We start from the raw sequence: 18,162 nt of genomic DNA, 5'->3' as shown, positions 1-18,162 counted from the left end.
GCGCGAAAATCGTCTAATAAGCATACAAACAATAGGAGTCAATCAAGATGATTTTTTCTAAAAAATTTTGGCAACGAAGCGCGTTTTTTTCACTGGGCGTAGCAATCAGTTTTGCCACATTGCAAATTGCCACGCTGCCTGAAGCCCACGCCCAAACTGTTGCCGACAACGTAGCGCGTTTGCGTGATACACACAACCAAACAGGCAAAATCCATTTGCAAAATAATAAGCCCACTTTGGTGAAATTTTGGGCGAGTTGGTGTCCCTTATGTTTGTCGGAATTGGCGCACACCGAACAATGGGCGAGCAACCCTAATTTTCAGGCAGCCAATTTGGTTACGATTGCGTCGCCAAACTTTTTGGGCGAGAAACGCGATGGCGATTTTCAACAATGGTACGCAGGTTTGAATTATCCAAAATTGCCTGTTTTGGTGGACGCTGGCGGCAGCATTGCCAAGCAGCTGAATATTCAGGTTTATCCATCTTGGGCGGTGTTGGATAATAGCGGCAATGTGGTTCGGATTGTGAAAGGCAGCCTGAACGAGCAACAGGCGTTGGCTTTGATTCGAGACCCAAACGCAGAATTAGGCAGCCTGAAAACGAAATTTCATAAACCTACGGATAAAAAGGTATCTAGCACGATGAATATGAAAACGATTTATTTAGCAGGCGGTTGCTTCTGGGGATTAGAGGCGTATTTTCAACGCATTGACGGCGTGATTGACGCGGTGTCTGGTTATGCGAATGGCAACACGCAAAACCCAACCTATGAAGATGTATCGCGTCGCAACACGGGACACGCGGAAACGGTGCGCGTAACTTATGACGCGGATAAATTGAGTTTGGACGATATTTTGCAATATTATTTGCGCGTGATTGACCCAACCAGCCTGAACAAACAAGGCAACGACCGTGGCACGCAATACCGCACAGGCGTGTATTACACCGACCCTGCGGAGCGTGAAATCATCGCGCAAGCGTTGGCAAACGAGCAGCGTAAATTTAGCCAGCCAATTGTGGTAGAAAATGAGCCGTTGCGCCAATTTTTTGATGCGGAAGAATATCATCAGGATTATTTGATTAAAAATCCAAATGGTTATTGCCATATTGATATTCGCAAAGCGGACGAGCCTTTGCCCCACAAAGCGTCTGCGGTGCAACAAAAAGGTTTTGATTTGGCGACTTACCGCAAGCCAAGCGACGCGGAATTAAAACGCATTTTGACCGATGAGCAATATCGCGTTACCCAAAAAAGTGACACGGAATACGCATTCAGCCATGAATACGACCATTTATTTCAGGCAGGAATTTATGTGGATATTGTGAGTGGCGAGCCATTGTTTAGTTCCAGCGACAAATTTAATTCGGGTTGTGGTTGGCCAAGTTTCAGCAAACCGATTGAAGCGGCAGCGGTAACGGAACACGATGACAGTAGTTTTAATATGCATCGCGTGGAAGTGCGTAGCCGTGCGGCAGATTCGCATTTGGGACACGTTTTCCCCGATGGACCGCCTGAAAAAGGTGGTTTGCGTTATTGCATTAACGGCGCGAGTTTGAAATTTATTCCGTTGGAGCAAATGGATGCGGCAGGTTATGGCGAGTGGAAAAAATTTGTGAGATGAATAGTGATAAATGATAAATAAAGTGCAGGCTGCTTTTTGATGATGAAAAAGCAGCCTGCACTTTTGCCTAAATCGATATTATTTATGCCGAATTTCCCAACATTGATGAATTTTCTTATTGCGGAAATCTTCGGGAACGGATTGTTTACTCACGTCTTTAATCGCATATTTTTCCGCTAAATCATCGTCTAGCGTAAACGAGCGCAGATTATTGGAAAAATACAAAACGCCGTCTTTCGACAACAATGCCATTGCGCCGTTAATCAATTTTGCTTGGTCTCGCTGAATATCCAAAATATCCAACATTTTCTTGCTGTTAGAAAAACTTGGCGGGTCTAGTACGATTAAATCAAACTGTTTATTTTGTTTGACTGCGTCCGTTAAATATTGAAATACGTCTGCGCGAACAATTTGATGTTTGTCCAAATCCATGCCGTTTAATTGGAAATTGCGTTTTGCCCAATCCAAATAAGTGTTAGACAAATCAACGGTTTCACTGTAAACCGCGCCACCAGTTGCCGCGTAAACGGTAAAGCTGCCCGTGTAGGAAAACAAATTCAAAAAGCGCTTGCCTGCTGCCGTGTCGCCGACTTTTTTGCGCGTGTTGCGATGGTCTAAAAATAAACCTGTGTCTAAATATTTATCCAAATTCACCCAAAATTGGCGACCATTTTCGCGCACGGTAAAATCTTCGCCTATTGCGCCTGTTTTTTCGTATTGCGCTGTGCCTTTTTGTCTAGCACGTTGTTTTAAATGGATATGTGTGCGTTCAAATCCTGTTACAAATTGCACAGCTTCGCACACTTCGTCTAGCCAATTTTGGTAATCTTCGGGGTGCATGAGCCAGCCTGTGTCGTATTCTTGCAGGTGAATATGCTCGCCATACACGTCAATCGCAAACGGAAATTGCGGAATGTCTTTGTCGTAAATGCGCCATGCTTCTATGTTTTGGCGTTTTGCCCATTTGAGTTGGTGTTTTAGGTTTTTGCCTAGTCGGTTGATGAAATCGTTGATTTGCGACATTTTTTTCTTTCGGTTGATTCAAAGTGCAGGCTGCTTTTTTCTTCTTCTGTAAGAAAGGGAGTTATATCGTGTGCAGAAAAAAAAGCAGCCTGCACATTATTTAGACTGCCACACCAATTTCGCTGCCAGCAGCATAAAAATCGTGCCGCTGATTCGGTTCATGATTTGGCTAATGCTGGGTTTGTGGCGCAACCATTTGCCCAGTTGTTCGGCAAGTACAACCAGTATGATTGACCACGTTGTGCTAATCGCCAAAAAGGTCAATCCCAAAATAAAAAACGCGCTGCTGCTGGCGTGTGGTTGCACGAATTGCGGTAACAAGGTCAAAAAGAAAATCAAAATTTTGGGGTTGAGCAAATTGGTGATTAAGCCTTGTTGTATCAATTTAATGGGCTGGATTTTGGGTTGCAGGCTGCTTTGAAAATCCAGCGGTGGGCTGCGCCACATTTGTATGCCTAAATACACTAAATACGCCGCGCCGCCGTATTGGATTAGGTTAAACAGCGTGGGCGAATGGGCGATGATTTGCGCCAAACCGAGCGACACGGCGGTGATGTGTATCAGCAAGCCGAGTGTGATGCCAGCCAGCGATGCCAAACCTGCGCCACGACCTTGTGAAATGGTGCGCGTGATGATGTAAATCGTGTCGTTGCCAGGCGTGAGCGTGAGTGCGATAGACGCAATCACAAAGCCTGCAAAATTAATGATTTCGTTCATAGCGCGTTACCACCAAAATGGGTGATGCCAAGGATAAAATGGGTTAGGGCGGTCGTAGTAGCGTTGCATTTCGCGGATTTGTTGCTGGGCGATGTGGTTTTGCCATGCCATTTTGTAGCAGGCTTGGAATATGGGGTCGTTCACTTTTTCCACATAGCGCAGGCGAAAGGCTTGACGCGCTTTTTCATCGGCAGGTGGCGGCGATGTGAAGTATTCTTGCATCACGGCGGCGGTGGCTGGGTCGCATTGTGCCGCCAGTTGGACTTGTAGTTGCTGTTGATATTGCTTTTGCGCGGCTTCGCGTGCGGCTTGCTGTTCGGGCGTTAGGGCACAGGCGGCTAATAAGGTGCAGGCTGCTATTAGGGTTAAATAACGGAAATTCATGGGATTATCCTTATTTATGTGGATAACAATGTGCAGGCTGCTTGGTTTATCTATAAAAAGCAGCCTGCAATTTTCATTTACTATTTATGCGACTTCGTTGCGAGACGTAATCACCTTATCAATTAAACCATATTCCATCGCTTCTTGCGCCGACATGAAATTATCGCGGTCGGTGTCGCGTTCCACTTCGGCAAGGGTTTTGCCTGTGTGTTCTGCTAACATTTGATTCAGCTTTTCTTTTAATTTCAACAATTCACGTGCATGAATTTCAATATCAGACGCTTGACCACCCAAGCCACCACTAATCAACGGTTGATGAATCATCACGCGGCTATTGGGCAGGGCGAAACGCTTGCCTTTTGTGCCAGCCGACAGCAAAAACGCGCCCATGCTCGCCGCTTGACCCAAGCACAAAGTTTGCACATCGGGTTTAATGAATTTCATCGTGTCATAAATGCTCATGCCTGCGGTTACGCTGCCACCTGGGCTATTGATGTAAAAATAAATGTCTTTGTCGGGGTTTTCGCTTTCCAAAAACAGCATTTGCGCCACAACCAAATTGGCGGTTTGGTCGTTCACAGGGCCCACCAAGAAAATAATGCGCTCTTTTAACAGGCGTGAATAAATGTCAAAAGCGCGTTCGCCGCGTCCGCTTTGTTCAATCACGGTGGGGATTAAGGTGTTGTTTTGAATGTCTAACATAGTTCGTTCTCCATAAATAAAATCGTTAAAAAAGCAGCCTGCACTTTGCCTTACTGCTCGGTGTCTTTCAATCGCGTAACCATTAGCGTATGCAAACGGCGATTATCCGCTCGTGCCACGTTGAACAGCAAATCGCCCAATTGTACTTTTTCGCCACGAACAGGCAAATGCCCCAATTCGTGAATAATCAATCCGCCAATGGTATCCACTTCTTCATTGCTAAATTGTGTGCCAAAGTGTTGATTAAAATCGCTAATTTCGGTGGTGGCTTTAATACGCCAGCGTTCTGCCGACACAGCGGAAATATTGTCCGCGCTGTCGTCTTCGTCAAATTCGTCTTCAATTTTGCCGACAATTTCTTCAATCAAATCTTCAAATGTAACCAAGCCCGAAATGCCGCCGTATTCGTCCACTACAATCGCCATGTGGTTGCGTTGGCTTTGAAATTCTTTTAACAGCGTGGGCAGCGGCTTGCCTTCTGGCACAAACACGGCAGGGCGCAAAATGTGTTCCAGCTTAAAATTGTCGGCATTGGAAACGTATTTGAGTAAGTCTTTGGCGTGCAAAATGCCGATAACGTGGTCTTTGTCTTCGGCGATGACAGGAAAACGCGAATGCGCCGTGTCCACTGTGTAAGCAATAATCCGCTCAATGCTGTCGGTGGTTTTGAGTACGTCCATTTGGGCGCGGCTAATCATCACATCGCGTACTTGTTTTTGATTGAATTTTAACAAGTTTTCTTGTCGTGATAGCGTGTCGCTGTCAATCAAATCTTGCGCGTTGGCTTGGCGCAAAATGCTGAATAAATCGTCCAAATTATCGGGCGAATGACCCGAAACGCGTTTGAATAAGCGATTGATTAAACTGGGGGATTGAGTGTCCATATTATTTTTCTGTGTGGATTAAAGTGCAGGCTGCTTGGCTTATTGCTCGGCATACGGATTGGCAATGCGAAGTTGCGCCAATAATTCGGTTTCTAGCTGCTCCATTTGCTCGGCTTCATCGTCTTGAATGTGGTCAAAGCCAATCAAATGCAGTGTGCCGTGAATGACCAAATGCGCGAAATGGTCGTGCAGCGATTTGCCTTGCTCTGCCGCTTCTTTTGCCACGACTTGTGGGCAGATAATTAAATCGCCACGCAATATATTATCTTGTTCTACAAAAGAAAACTCGCCTTCGTTGTGGGCGAAACTCAATACATTGGTGGCGTAGTCTTTTTGACGATAATCGCGGTTGTATTGTCGTGCCGCTTCTTCGTCTAGCAGCACCAAAGACAGCTCGGCATAGCGATAAAAATTTTTGAGCGCGTGCCAAATCCATTGGTAAAACTGCTTTTCGCTGGGGACATCGTTTGCGCTGCTGTTGTTGATGTAGGCAAGCGCAAAGCGTTGTTGCTGCACGCGCAAAAAGGGGAAGTGTTTGGTTTGTTTTTTCATTATGGTTTACTTGATTGATTTGAGTGCAGCTATTTTAACACCAAAAGCAGCCTGCACTTTTGGGTTTATTGCATAGTCTATTGCATGGTCTGACGCAATGTTTTGGGCGATGAAGCAAACCATGCCAACGCGGTTTCAATCGCCATAAGTATGGTTAAGATGCCGAGCGATGCGTTCCATGTGCCGAACCAATCGTGCAAAAAACCGATGCCCAACGGCCCTAAACAGGCGATTAAATAGCCTACCGATTGCGCCATGCCCGATAAGGCGGCGGCTTCTTGTGTGCTGTCGGTGCGTAGCGCAAACAGCATCATGATAATGGAAAAAGTGCCTGATATGCCTGTGCCGAGTAGCAAGACCCAAAATAAGGTTTGCGATAGGGGGAGCTGCCAAATGCCTATCATACCCAATAAAATCAAGCTGGTTAGCAGCATTGTCCAGCCTTGTTTGTGGGAACTTTTTGGGAAAATGAATAGCGAAATCACAATGCTAATCAACGATGCGGCTTGAAAGACCGATGCGTACAAACCAGCCTGCACGGCAGTTGCGCCTTTTTCAATTAACATGGCAGGCAAGAAATTGGTAATAGAATAAAAACCGAGCGATTGTACGCCCATAAAAATGCTTATTGTCCACGCGGCTGGCAATCGCCAAACGTGCAGGCTGCTTGGATTGGGGTTGGCGTGCTCGGGTGTGGATAACGATGCAGGTTGGGCAAAGTGCGCCTGAAATTTTTGTTGCCACACAAGCCACATACACAATGCGCCCATGGCAGGCACAATCCATACGCCCAATGACCATTGCCAGCCAAATTGGTTAGCAAGCGGCATGGCAACGGCGGCGGCTAGTGCAGACGAAATAGACATAGTGATAGAAATCACGCCGATAACCAGCCCCACTCGTGTCGGCAAATCGCGTTTAGCAAGAGCAGGCAACAGAACATTACTCATGGCAATGGCAGCAGAAATAATCAACGTACCCAGCAATAAGAGTACGACCGAGGGCAGGGCGATGCGAACTACTAAACCCATTATTAACACCACAATAGAGCCAATCAACACGCGCTCCATGCCCCAACGGTTTGCCCAACGCGCTGCGAATGGAGAGAATACGGCAAAAGTGAGCAAAGGCACGGCGGCAATCACGCCCGACATTGTGCCAGATAGTGCTAATTCTTGGCTGACGGTGCTGACAACCGGCCCGAATGCGACCAAAGGTGTACGCTGAACAAATGCCATCATCATAATGGCGAGCAATAAAATAAGGATGGGGTGTTTTTTGATGTTCATTGCGCTGAATCCTTGAAGTTTCAAAAGCAGCCTGCACTTTTAATCAACATAAAACAAAACCCTGCTACAAACATAGCAGGGTTTTATAAACTGGCACGCCCACGGGGAATCGAACCCCGGTTACCGCCGTGAAAGGGCGATGTCCTAACCGCTAGACGATGGGCGCGGATAAAAAAGTTTGCGTGGCGCACCCGGAGCGATTCGAACGCCCGACCCTTTGGTTCGTAGCCAAATACTCTATCCAACTGAGCTACGGGTGCAGCAGCAAAGAACGTAATTCTATATACACCCAATTTGCTTGTCAAGCCTTTTTTGTATAAAAATAGGCGTTGTCGTATAATGTGCGTGATTTCTCAACCTTTCTTGATGATGATGAACTTTTCTGATTTGGCGCAATTTTTTGATACGTTGAATATGCCTGTGGTGATTTTGGATTTGGAAACCACAGGCGGTCATTTTGTGCAAGACCGCATTACCGAAGTGGCTTTTTTGCGCTTTTGGCAGGGCGATGTGCAACGTGTGAGCTATCTGGTTAATCCGCAAAAAGAAATTTCGCCGTTTGTGCAAAAATTGACGGGTATTGATAACCAAATGGTGCGCCGTGCGCCTGCGTTGGCAAAAATTTTGCCCGATTTGTTGCCTTTGCTGCGCGGTGCGTTGTTTATCGCGCACAACAGTCGTTTTGATTACACGTTTTGGCGCAACGAATGCCAACGCGCTGGTGTGGCGTTTGCGGCTTTGACTTTGTGTAGCGTGCAGTTGTCGCGCAAATTGTATCCTCAATATCATAAACATAGCTTGGATAGCATTATTGAGCGAAATGGTTTGATTGTGCCGTCTCGTCATCGTGCCATGGCAGATGTGGACGCGTTGGCGCAATTTTTGCAGCAGGCGTTGCAAGAGCATGGGGCAGGGGCGATGCGTCAGTGGATAGAGCAGTTGATGCAGCCGTGTCCGTTGCCTGAAAACGTGGCAACAGGCGTTTGCAAAGCGTTGAGCCGTGTAACAGATGGCTGTGGCGTGTCTATTTGGCGCGATGCAGCTGGCAATGTGGTCAATGTGTGGGCGCACGAACAGGCGTTTCGCGAGATTGTGCCTGCGTTACGCAAGCAGCCTGCATGGATAAAATTGGCGGTGTCGTTTGAATTTGTGCCAACCGTAGGCAGCCTGCACGCGGCGGTGTTGCGTTTGCAAACCATGCAGCAGTTGGGTTGCGAAGACACGGCGGCAACGGGGCGATATACGGTGCAATTTGTGTCGGAGCAGGGGCGTTTGCAAGCCAAAGTGCGCGCGTTGAGTGCAGGCTGCTTGACGCAGTTGTCGCATGGTTTGTTTGTGTATCCCAAGCAAGCCAAGCGCGTTTTGTTGGCGTGGGCAAAAAAATGGCATCTTTGTCCGACTTTGCTGGGCATTTTGCCAACGACTTTGCCTGCGAACGCGCCTTGCCCTGTGGTTGCCAGCGGTCAAACGTGTTCGCCTGCGTGTGAGCAGCAGGATTACGCTTTGCACGATGCGGAAGTGCAGGCTGCTTGGCACGATTTGCCTGTGTGCGATTGGGGTAAATGGCGGCGAGTCAAAATTGTGGAGCGCGATGATGTGTTGGCAAAACAAGAAAATTTTGTGGCAGAAAATGGCGCGGTGCAATGGAGCGATGGGCATTGGTATGCCGATAAGCAGATTTTGGATATTGTGAAACAAAAAATCAAAGCAAAAGCAGTGCAGGGCGAGTGAGTGGTTAGTTGTTTTGCATACAAAGCAGCCTGCACTTTGGGAAAGATAAAGTGCAGGCTGCTTTTTGTGTTTACTGCGCGTACCGCTGCAACAGCGTTTCTTGCAAACCAATCTGCTCTTGTTCCGAGCCAGCTTGAATGCGCGTGTAGCTGCCATCGCCGTGCATTTCCCACGCTTTAATGTTGTCGTGCAGCGCAAACGTCAAACCTTCTTCAATCACACGTTGTTTGAGTGCAGGCTGCTCAATCGGCGTGGCGGTTTCAATGCGGCTAAAAAAGTTGCGCCCCATCCAATCCGCGCTGGCAATGAACACGTCTTCCTTGCCTTCGTTGAAAAAATAATACACGCGCGAATGTTCCAGCAATCGCCCAATAATAGAACGCACGCGAATGTTGTCGGACAAGCCTGCCACTTGCGGACGCAACGCACACATACCGCGCACAATCAAATCAATTTGCACGCCTGCCGAGCTGGCACGATATAAGGCTTCAATCACTTGCGGTTCAATCAACGAATTCATTTTAGCGATGATCCGCGCAGGTTTGCCTGCTTGGGCGTTTTCGGTTTCACGCGCAATGTTGTCCATCACCATTTTGTGTAACGTAAACGGGCTTTGATACACTTTTTTTAATTTGTTGGCTTGACCTAACCCTGTAATTTCCATAAACAAAGTGTTGATGTCGCGCGTAATCGCAGGGTCGGCGGTGAGCAAGCCAAAATCGGTATAAAGCCGCGATGTGCCTTGATGATAATTGCCCGTACCCAAATGCGCGTAGGCGTGCAGGCTGCCTTGTTCGCGGCGAATCACCAAAGCCATTTTTGCATGAATTTTGTAGCCAAACACGCCATAAACCACATGTGCGCCTGCTTCTTCCAAACGCCGCGCCCATTTGACGTTGTTCGCTTCGTCAAATCGCGCCATTAATTCCACCACTACGGTTACTTGTTTGCCTGCTTCGGCAGCGGCAAGCAGCGCATCGGCAAGCGCAGAGTTTGTGCCTGTGCGATAAATCGTCATTTTAATCGCCACTACATCGGGGTCGTGTGCTGCGTCGCGGATAAATTTGACCACAGGCTCAAAACTTTGATAGGGGTGGTGCAACAAAATATCTTGCTTGGCGATTTCGTTGAGTAGCGATGAAGTTTTACGCAAATTTTTGGGATATTGGGCGCGATAGGGCGCAAATTTCAAATCGGCGCGTTCTACCATGTCGGGGACTGCCATTAAGCGCACCAAATTCACAGGGCCGTTTACTTGATACATATCGCGTTTGCTCAACTGGAATTGTTGTAGCAAAAATTCGCTGATGTGGGCTGGGCAGCTTTCGGTGATTTCCAAGCGCACGCCATCGCCAAAATCACGGTCGCGCAACTCGTTTTGCACCGCTTGACGCAGGTTGCTTAAATCGTCTTCATCTACCATTAACGCACTGTCGCGTGTGATACGGAATTGGTGGCAGCCTTTAACTGTCATGCCGCGGAATAATTTGTACACATATTCATGCACAATGGACGACAAAAACACAAAGCCGTGTTGGTTGTCGCACAATTCGGGTGGCAGCTTAACCACGCGCGGCAAAATGCGTGGTGCTTGTACAATCGCCATGCCCGATGCGCGTCCAAATGCGTCTTTGCCATCTAGTTCTACCACAAAATTCAATGACTTATTCAGCAAGCGCGGAAATGGGTGCGATGCGTCCAAACCGACTGGGGTCAAAATCGGCAACAATTCGCGGTTGAAAAAATCTTCAATCCATTCGCGTTGTGCGCTTGTCCATGTGCGGCGGCGGTAAAACACAATGTTTTCTTGTTCCAACGCTGGCAGTAAAACATCGTTGAATAATTGGTATTGTTCGTGGATAAGCTGTTGTGCTTCTTGGCTCACAATATCAATCGTTTCGGCTGAAGTTAAGCCCGAGTCTAGAATGAGATTGGGATTGGCGCGGTGTTCGCGTTTTAGGTATGCCAAACGCACTTCAAAAAATTCGTCTAGGTTGGAAGATACAATGCACAGGAATTTGAGTCGTTCCAAAAGTGGGATATTGGCATCTTGTGCTTGTGCCAAAACGCGGCGATTGAATGCGAGCAAGCTGCGTTCGCGACACAAGATTCGGTTGGATTGCGGCATAGTGTTTTGCGTGATGTGGTTGAGTGAAAACGCAATTATAACGCAAAAAGTGCAGGCTGCTTTTGTGTTTGATGATGTTGATGTAGGGTGTGCCATGCGCACCCTACGATTGTGTGATTTTTTGTTGTGCGCTGTAACACTGGATAAAATCTATCTGAAAGTTGCAGGCTGCTTTTGAAGTGTATAATGCACGATTTTATTGATTTTTTGAGAATGTCATCGTGTCTATTCAAACTGTATCCGCACAAGACAAAGCAGGGATTTTGTCCGAAGCCTTGCCCTATATTCGCCGTTTTGCAGGCTGCACCTTGGTCATCAAATACGGCGGCAACGCCATGACCGAACCGCACCTAAAAGAAGGTTTTGCCAAAGATATTGTGTTACTCAAATTAGTGGGGATTAACCCTGTTATCGTGCATGGCGGCGGCCCGCAAATCAACGAAATGCTGGAAAAGGTCGGCAAAGTGGGCGAGTTTGTACAGGGTATGCGCGTAACCGATACCGAAACCATGAACATCGTAGAAATGGTGTTGGGCGGTCATGTAAACAAAGAAATCGTGTCGCTGTTGAACGTACACGGCGGCAAAGCGGTGGGCGTTACAGGGCGCGACAACCATTTTATTCGCGCCAAAAAATTGACGGTGGACACGCCCGAACAAAAAGCGGTAGACATCGGACAAGTAGGCGAAATTGAAAGCATGGACTGCACGCTAATTCATCAAATGGCGGCGGCTGGCTACATTCCTGTGATTGCACCGATTGGTGTGGGCGAAAATGGCGAAGCGTTCAATATCAATGCCGATTTAGTGGCAGGACGCTTGGCGCAAGAACTCAATGCCGAAAAATTGGTGTTGATGACCAACATCACAGGCGTAATGGACAAACAAGGCAATCTTTTGACCAACTTAACGCCCAGCAAAATTGACGCATTGGTTGCCGATGGCACGCTGTCGGGCGGCATGTTGCCCAAAATCGCATCGGCATTGGAAGCTGCGCAAAATGGCGTGAAAGCGGTGCATATTATTGATGGCAGAGTGCCAAATGTGTTGCTGTTGGAAATCTTTACCGATAAGGGTATTGGTACGATGATTTTGGGCGATAGTTATAGTTAAAAAGCAGCCTGCACGTTACGACCACGCCATCATTCCTGCGTAGGCAGGAATCTAACGTAATATTTAAGTAATAGATGATAAATCTAAATAACTAAATCAGTTAGATAGATTCCCACCTGCGCGGGAATGACGGCAAATTAAGATTCCAGTTTTTGCAACGCAAGGCTAATTCGTATAGATGAAACCGTAATCCAGTATCAATAAAGTGCAGGCTGCTTTGATGGTATTGCATTTAACCCACATCGCGCCCCAAAAGCAGCCTGCAACCAGAAAGAAACACCATGACCAGCGAACAAAAATTCACCAGCGAAAAAGTCCTATGGGTCAAACGCCATAGCCCCAAACACCTAACCTTTGCCATGACGCGCCCCAGCAGCTACCGTTTTGCCGCTGGGCAATTTTCGCGTTTGGGCTTTCGCGAAGGGCAGGGTTATATTTGGCGCGCCTATTCGGTAACGTCTGCCGAATACGCCGATGAATTGGAATTTTTTGTGATTTTGATTGAAGGCGGCGCAATGTCGGCAAATTTTGCCAACTTGCAAGCAGGCGATGAAATTTTGTTGGACAAAACCGCACAAGGCTTTTTTATGCCACAGCGTTTTCCCGATGGGCAAGATTTGATTATGCTGTCCACAGGTTCGGGCATTGCGCCGTTTTTGTCCATGTTGCAGCAGCCCGAAATTTGGCAACGTTTTGAACATTTGGCGTTGGTGCATAGCGTGTCGCACCAAAACGATTTGATTTTCAACGATTTTATCGCCAACCTTGCCGAACACCCTTTGGTGGGCGAGTTTTATGCCAAATTGCGTTTTGTCCCCGTTACCACGCGCGAAACCGATGCCGACATGCTGCATTGCAGGCTGCCTGCTGGTTTGCAAAATGGACAACTTGCCCAAGCCATTGGTTTGCCATTTAATCCACAAACCAGCCGTTTTATGATTTGCGGCAACCCAGCCATGGTACAAGACACATTCAAAACGCTGCTGGAACAAGGCTTTGCCATGCACCGCAACAAATTGGCAGGGCAAATTATTTTGGAAAACGGATTTTGATATGACAAACAAAGTCGCCCAATCGCTTGCTGCGTATTTAGACCGCCGCGCAGGTTTGTTGCTGCTGCTGGGTTTTTCGGCTGGCGTGCCTATTTTGTTGATTTTTTCTACTTTGTCGTTTTGGCTCAACGAAGCAGGTATCAACATCAAAACGGTTACGCAGTTTAGCTGGGCAGCCTTGGGCTATTCGTTCAAATTCATCTGGTCGCCGCTGATAGACAGCTTATCGTTGCCGTTTTTGACGCGCAGTTTAGGCAAACGCCGCGCTTGGCTGGTTTTGTCGCAAAGTTTGATTATGTTGGCGATTGTGTTGATGGCGAACATCAATCCTCAAAACGAAAGCAGCCTGCACTTGATGGCATTGGCGGCGGTGTTGCTGGGTTTTTCGTCTGCCACACAAGATGTGGTGATTGATGCCTATCGCATTGAACTCGCGCCCGACAATCCTGCTTTGCAAACCGTGTTGTCGTCTACTTATGCCGCAGGTTATCGCTTGGGCATGATTGTTGCAGGCGCAGGCAGTTTGTGGTTGGCAAGCTGGTTTGGCTCAACCGAACAGCAATATGTGTATGCCGCGTGGCAACAAACCTATTGGACGATGGCAGCCGTTATGAGCGTGGGTTTGTTGGCAACGTGGTTGGCGCACGAACCCGAACAACACAGGCAGCCTGCACCCATTAACGCGCTAGACAATGCCCGATTGTTTGCTGTGTTTTTGCTATCGGTGTGTGCATTGATTGGTGTGTATCGCGCATCGTCCGATTGGTTTCCCAGCGTCAAAAACGCGCCTTTAACCGCCTTTGCGTTGGAAAGCGGACATTTATTATTGGCGATTGCAGGCGCATCGGGTGCAGGCTGCTTTTTGGTCAAACTGGGCGTAGCGAGTCAGCAAAAAGTCTATCAAACATGGGTTACGCCTGTTGCCGATTTCTTTCAACGCTATGGCAAACGCGCCTTGCTGTTGCTGGCATTGATTGGCTTGTATCGCATTTCCGACATTGTCGCAGGCGTGATTTCCAATATTTTTTACGTTCATTTGGGCTTTGATAAAGAACAAATTGCCGCTGCCGTCAAAACTTTTGGCGTGTTGATGTCGTTGCTGGGCGGTTTTGCAGGTGGCGTGTTGGCGCAAAAAATTCGCATTATGCACATGATGATGCTGGGCGCGATTTTGGCAGCTTCAACCAATTTGCTGTTTATGTGGCTGGCGTTGCACGAAAAAAACACCGCATGGCTGTATATTGCCGTGGGCTTGGACAATTTGGCTGGCGGCTTGGCAACCACCGTGTTTGTCGTATTTTTGTCTAGCCTGACCAATATCCGCTTCACGGCGGTGCAATACGCGCTGTTGTCGTCTTTGATGACGCTGTCGCCCAAAATCTTGGGTGGCTATTCGGGCGCGATTGTGCAGGAAATTGGCTATCCGCAATTTTTCTTGTTTACTACGCTAATTGGCTTGCCGATTTTGTTGCTGATTTGGCTGGTGGATAGGCAGTTGTTTCGTAGGTCGGGGTCTTGACCCCGACAAAAAGCAGCCTGCACTTTAATGTGAAATGCTATCCGCCGTCATTCCTGCGTAGGCAGGAATCTAACGTACAATTTAGGTAACAGAAAATATAGTGGATTAAATTTAGATTAGGACAAGGCGACAACGACCGCCGTGTGCAAATAGCACATAAGGGCGTTCGCAACGCCGTACTATTGCGATTCCATTTCACTATAAAACAAATTTTAATTTTCAGGGTTTAATCCCAAAACATTATGAAACTCTATAAACCCACCAAACCGCTTTCACGCGGACACATGGCAGCCTTACTCGCTATGCTCATCACCATTATGCCGTTTTCCATTGATGCCTATTTGCCTGCATTGTTGGACATTTCCACTGCGCTCAATGCCGACATTCATCACATTGAGCAAAGTTTAAGCAGCTTCATGCTCGGCATTGCCATTGGGCAGATTACAGGCGGCTCGCTATCCGACATCAAAGGTCGCCGCAACATCGCATTGGTTGGCTTGTGTATTTACTTAATCGGCAGTTTTGGCTTGATTTTTGTGCAAACCGCCGACCAGTTGCTAACCCTACGCATCGTGCAGGCATTGGGTGCAGGCATGAGTGCGGTCGTGGTCGGCGCGGTGGTGCGCGATAACTATCAAGGACGCGAAGCCGCACAAATGTTCGCCCTAATCGGCATTATCGTTATGGCAGCACCATTGATTGCGCCGTTGTTTGGCTCATTTTTGCGCGGATTGGCTGGTTGGCGCAGTATTTTTGCGTTTTTGTTTATTTACGCGACTTTTGTAACCATTTTACTGTTCCGCTTTTTGCCACAACGCAAAGCTGCCGAGCCGATTACGCGCGAACAAGTCCGTCAAATCGGCAGCCGTTATTATGCCGTTTTGAGCAATAAAGCTGCGTTGGGATTTTTGTTCTATCAAGCTGCATCATTCGCATCTATGCTGGTGTTTTTGAGCGAATCGCCGTTTGTTTACATGAAACTGTACGGCTTGTCGCCCACGCAATACGCATGGGTGTTTGGTTGCAATATCGTGATGATGATGTCGTGCAACCGACTGACCGCGTTTGGTTTGAAGCGCAACTGGGAATCGCACCATTTGTTGTTGGTAGGCATCATCATTCAATTTACCGCCAATTTATTGCTGTTTAGCAGCGTGATGATTGCCAAGCAGCCTGCATTTTGGTGGTTTGTGCCGTGCGTGGTGTGTTCGGTGGGCGCACAAGGTTTAATTGCCGCCAATTCGCAAGCCTTGTTTATGGGCAACTTCAAGCCCGAAATGGGTGGCAGCGCAAACGCCGTGTTGTCGTCATCGCAATCGCTCATTGGTGCAGGCGCAGGTTTTGTGGTGACTTTGTTACACAATGGTACGGCAAATGTGATGGCTGGCGGTATGTTTGCCAGCACGGTGGTGGGCATGATTTTGCTGTGGACTTTGTCGGACAAGCAGTTGCGCCAAGCCAAGTTGTAAAACGTAATTTAGCGTTAAAAAATCCGCGACTTGATAAAAATAAGCTATATTGCGCGACCAATTTATATTGTGCAGACAGCATCAAAAGCAGCCTGCACATTTGGCTTATTCCATTTAACTGTCTTCACACAAGGAAAAAACATCATGAAAATGTCTCAAAAACTCATCATCATCGCAACGACTTCTGCTTTGGCATTGAGCGGTTGCGTAACCAACGCACAAGGTCAGCAACAAGCCAGCAAAACCGCGGTTTATGGCGTAGGTGCGGCAGTGGCGTGTGGTATCGTGGGTGCATTAACACATGGCAGCACAGGTGCGCGTAACTCTGCGTTGGCGTGTGGCGCGTTGGGTGCGGGCGTGGGCGGTTACATGGATTACCAAGAAACCAAATTGCGTGAACAACTTGCCAACACAGGCGTAGAAGTAGAACGCCAAGGCAACCAAATCAAATTGACGATGCCAGAAAACGTAACGTTTGCCACGGGTCGTTACGATTTGTCGCCAGCGGCACAATCGGCTTTGGCAAACGCGGCGCAAACTTTGGCAACGTATAACGAAACCACGATTACGATTGTAGGTCACACCGACAGCACAGGTTCAGACGCGATTAACAATCCATTGTCATACAACCGCGCTAATGCCGTTGCTTCGTATTTGAATCAACGTGGCGTAGCCGCTAATCGCATGAGCGTATCGGGTCAAGGTTCGCGTCAGCCAATCGCCGACAACAGCACCGATTATGGCCGCGCTCAAAACCGTCGTGTGGAGATTTTGATTAACCCTAATCCAAACGCGCAAGTTAAATAAACATTGTTATAAAAAATGCAGGCTGCTTCGATATCGTGTCAAGCAGCCTGCAATCGTATAAAGCAATAGTAATAAGTAATCAAAATAAGTTGCAATAATGATGAACACAAAAAGCCATTCAAATTTAAATAACGCATCGGATATGCTCAAAGCCATGTCCAATAGCGAGCGATTGTCGATTTTGCTGTTGCTGCTGGAACACGAAAGCAGCCTGCAAGAATTGGTGCAAGCCACGGGTTTGACTGCCACGCAAGTGGGTAACCATTTGTACAAAATGCGGCAGCTTGGTATGGTAGACTACACGCGCTTTATGCGAATTATGCAATATCGCATCACATCTGATGAAATCAAAAACGTGTTGCGCGCGCTTTCTATCAACCCGAAAGAAATAACATGAATATCACGACTTGGAATGTGAACTCGCTCAACGTGCGCCTGCCGCATGTGAGCAACTGGTTAAGTCAGCATCAGCCCGATGTGTTGGTGCTGCAAGAATTGAAGTTGGAACAAGACAAATTCCCTGCTGCCGCCTTGCAGATGATGGGCTGGCAATGCGCGTGGAGCGGTCAAAAAACCTATAACGGTGTGGCAATCATTAGCCGTCATGCGATTGAAGATGTGCAAACAGGCTTGCCTGCGCTACCCGATGACCCACAACGCCGTGTGATTAGTGCAACCATCAACGGCGTGCGCGTGATTAACGTGTATTGCGTGAACGGCGAATCGCTAGAAAGCGACAAATTTGTCTACAAACGCCAATGGTTTGCCGCGCTCACGCAATGGGTACGCGAGCAAATGCAGCAATATGACAAACTGGTTTTGTTGGGCGATTTCAATATTGCGCCTGCTGATGACGATGTGTACGACCCCGAAAAATGGCGCGAGCAAATCCATTGTTCCAGCGAAGAACGCGCTTGGTTTCAAACTTTGCTGGATTTGGGTTTAACCGATTGCCTGCGCCAAATTCACCCAACGGGTGTGCACTACACTTGGTTTGACTATCGTGGCGCGATGTTCCAACGTAAATTAGGTTTACGTATTGACCACATTTTAGCCAGCCAAAGTTTGGCAAGCAGCCTGCACGATGTGCGTGTGGATTTGGAAGAACGCGCCCAAGAACGACCCAGCGACCATGCACCTGTGTCGGCGTGGTTTGATTTGTAAACAGGTA

General features: G+C 47.7%; 17 protein-coding genes and 2 tRNA genes. 9 read left to right on the top strand and 10 right to left on the bottom strand.

What is annotated here, in order from left to right; genetic code table 11:
- Positions 1–47 precede the first annotated feature (47 nt).
- Positions 48–1,622, top strand: coding sequence for a bifunctional peptide-methionine (S)-S-oxide reductase MsrA/peptide-methionine (R)-S-oxide reductase MsrB (msrAB, locus tag DQN52_RS00260; protein ID WP_003787346.1), 1,575 nt, complete (start codon positions 48–50; stop codon positions 1,620–1,622).
- A gap of 78 nt (positions 1,623–1,700) precedes the next feature.
- Here the strand turns inward: msrAB and DQN52_RS00255 are convergent, their stop codons facing one another.
- From DQN52_RS00255 to DQN52_RS00215, 9 genes are all read right to left on the bottom strand, one after another.
- Positions 1,701–2,645 carry a class I SAM-dependent methyltransferase gene (locus tag DQN52_RS00255; RefSeq protein WP_003787348.1) on the bottom strand — a complete coding sequence of 315 codons (945 nt, stop codon included), beginning with the start codon at positions 2,643–2,645 and terminating at the stop codon, positions 1,701–1,703.
- 96 nt (positions 2,646–2,741) lie between these two features.
- Positions 2,742–3,362, bottom strand: coding sequence for a LysE family translocator (locus tag DQN52_RS00250; protein ID WP_003787352.1), 621 nt, complete (start codon positions 3,360–3,362; stop codon positions 2,742–2,744).
- Positions 3,363–3,368: 6 nt separating this feature from the next.
- Complete coding sequence (locus DQN52_RS00245; protein ID WP_003787354.1) at positions 3,369–3,746, bottom strand: hypothetical protein; 378 nt, start codon at positions 3,744–3,746, stop codon at positions 3,369–3,371.
- An 84-nt stretch (positions 3,747–3,830) separates the two neighbouring features.
- Positions 3,831–4,448 (bottom strand): ATP-dependent Clp endopeptidase proteolytic subunit ClpP, encoded by a 618-nt coding sequence (gene clpP, locus DQN52_RS00240; RefSeq protein ID WP_003787357.1) that lies wholly within the window; start codon positions 4,446–4,448, stop codon positions 3,831–3,833.
- A 50-nt stretch (positions 4,449–4,498) separates the two neighbouring features.
- Entirely contained in the window at positions 4,499–5,332 is an 834-nt protein-coding gene (locus DQN52_RS00235; protein ID WP_003787359.1) for an HlyC/CorC family transporter, read from the bottom strand.
- Between the two features lie 39 nt (positions 5,333–5,371).
- Positions 5,372–5,884 (bottom strand): rRNA maturation RNase YbeY, encoded by a 513-nt coding sequence (gene ybeY, locus DQN52_RS00230; RefSeq protein ID WP_003787361.1) that lies wholly within the window; start codon positions 5,882–5,884, stop codon positions 5,372–5,374.
- A 77-nt stretch (positions 5,885–5,961) separates the two neighbouring features.
- Positions 5,962–7,173: an MFS transporter gene (locus DQN52_RS00225; protein ID WP_003787363.1), complete on the bottom strand. Its 1,212-nt coding sequence runs from the start codon at positions 7,171–7,173 to the stop codon at positions 5,962–5,964.
- A gap of 91 nt (positions 7,174–7,264) precedes the next feature.
- Positions 7,265–7,339 (bottom strand) — tRNA-Glu (locus tag DQN52_RS00220).
- Positions 7,340–7,356: 17 nt separating this feature from the next.
- Positions 7,357–7,433 (bottom strand) — tRNA-Arg (locus DQN52_RS00215).
- A gap of 79 nt (positions 7,434–7,512) precedes the next feature.
- Between DQN52_RS00215 and DQN52_RS00210 the strand changes: the two genes are divergently transcribed.
- Positions 7,513–8,904 carry a 3'-5' exonuclease gene (locus tag DQN52_RS00210; protein WP_003787364.1) on the top strand — a complete coding sequence of 464 codons (1,392 nt, stop codon included), beginning with the start codon at positions 7,513–7,515 and terminating at the stop codon, positions 8,902–8,904.
- Positions 8,905–8,974: 70 nt separating this feature from the next.
- On the opposite strand, the gene ppk1 is transcribed toward DQN52_RS00210, so the two are convergent.
- Positions 8,975–11,032 carry a polyphosphate kinase 1 gene (ppk1, locus tag DQN52_RS00205; RefSeq protein ID WP_003787366.1) on the bottom strand — a complete coding sequence of 686 codons (2,058 nt, stop codon included), beginning with the start codon at positions 11,030–11,032 and terminating at the stop codon, positions 8,975–8,977.
- Between the two features lie 221 nt (positions 11,033–11,253).
- Between ppk1 and argB the strand changes: the two genes are divergently transcribed.
- The 7 genes from argB to xth all read left to right on the top strand — a co-directional run bounded on the left by argB (position 11,254) and on the right by xth (position 18,155).
- On the top strand, positions 11,254–12,144 hold the full coding sequence (argB, locus tag DQN52_RS00200; protein ID WP_003787371.1) for an acetylglutamate kinase: 891 nt from the start codon (positions 11,254–11,256) through the stop codon (positions 12,142–12,144).
- A gap of 281 nt (positions 12,145–12,425) precedes the next feature.
- Positions 12,426–13,196: a ferredoxin--NADP reductase gene (locus DQN52_RS00195; protein WP_003787372.1), complete on the top strand. Its 771-nt coding sequence runs from the start codon at positions 12,426–12,428 to the stop codon at positions 13,194–13,196.
- A 1-nt stretch (position 13,197) separates the two neighbouring features.
- Positions 13,198–14,715: an AmpG family muropeptide MFS transporter gene (locus tag DQN52_RS00190; protein WP_003787374.1), complete on the top strand. Its 1,518-nt coding sequence runs from the start codon at positions 13,198–13,200 to the stop codon at positions 14,713–14,715.
- 242 nt (positions 14,716–14,957) lie between these two features.
- The gene (locus DQN52_RS00180) at positions 14,958–16,184 is read left to right on the top strand and encodes a multidrug effflux MFS transporter (RefSeq protein WP_003787376.1); all 1,227 of its coding nucleotides are present in this window, start codon (positions 14,958–14,960) and stop codon (positions 16,182–16,184) included.
- Between the two features lie 144 nt (positions 16,185–16,328).
- Positions 16,329–16,991, top strand: a complete 663-nt coding sequence (locus DQN52_RS00175; protein ID WP_032133123.1) for an OmpA family protein — start codon at positions 16,329–16,331, stop codon at positions 16,989–16,991.
- A 97-nt stretch (positions 16,992–17,088) separates the two neighbouring features.
- Positions 17,089–17,388: a helix-turn-helix domain-containing protein gene (locus tag DQN52_RS00170; protein ID WP_003787380.1), complete on the top strand. Its 300-nt coding sequence runs from the start codon at positions 17,089–17,091 to the stop codon at positions 17,386–17,388.
- Complete coding sequence (gene xth, locus DQN52_RS00165) at positions 17,385–18,155, top strand: exodeoxyribonuclease III (protein WP_003787382.1); 771 nt, start codon at positions 17,385–17,387, stop codon at positions 18,153–18,155. The genes DQN52_RS00170 and xth overlap by 4 nt, the downstream gene beginning before the upstream one ends.
- Positions 18,156–18,162: the final 7 nt, after the last annotated feature.

The organism is Kingella kingae (assembly GCF_900475905.1).
Lineage (GTDB): Bacteria > Pseudomonadota > Gammaproteobacteria > Burkholderiales > Neisseriaceae > Kingella > Kingella kingae.
Note: the sequence above shows the minus strand (reverse complement) of the source record. Positions and strands in the feature narration are given on the sequence as shown.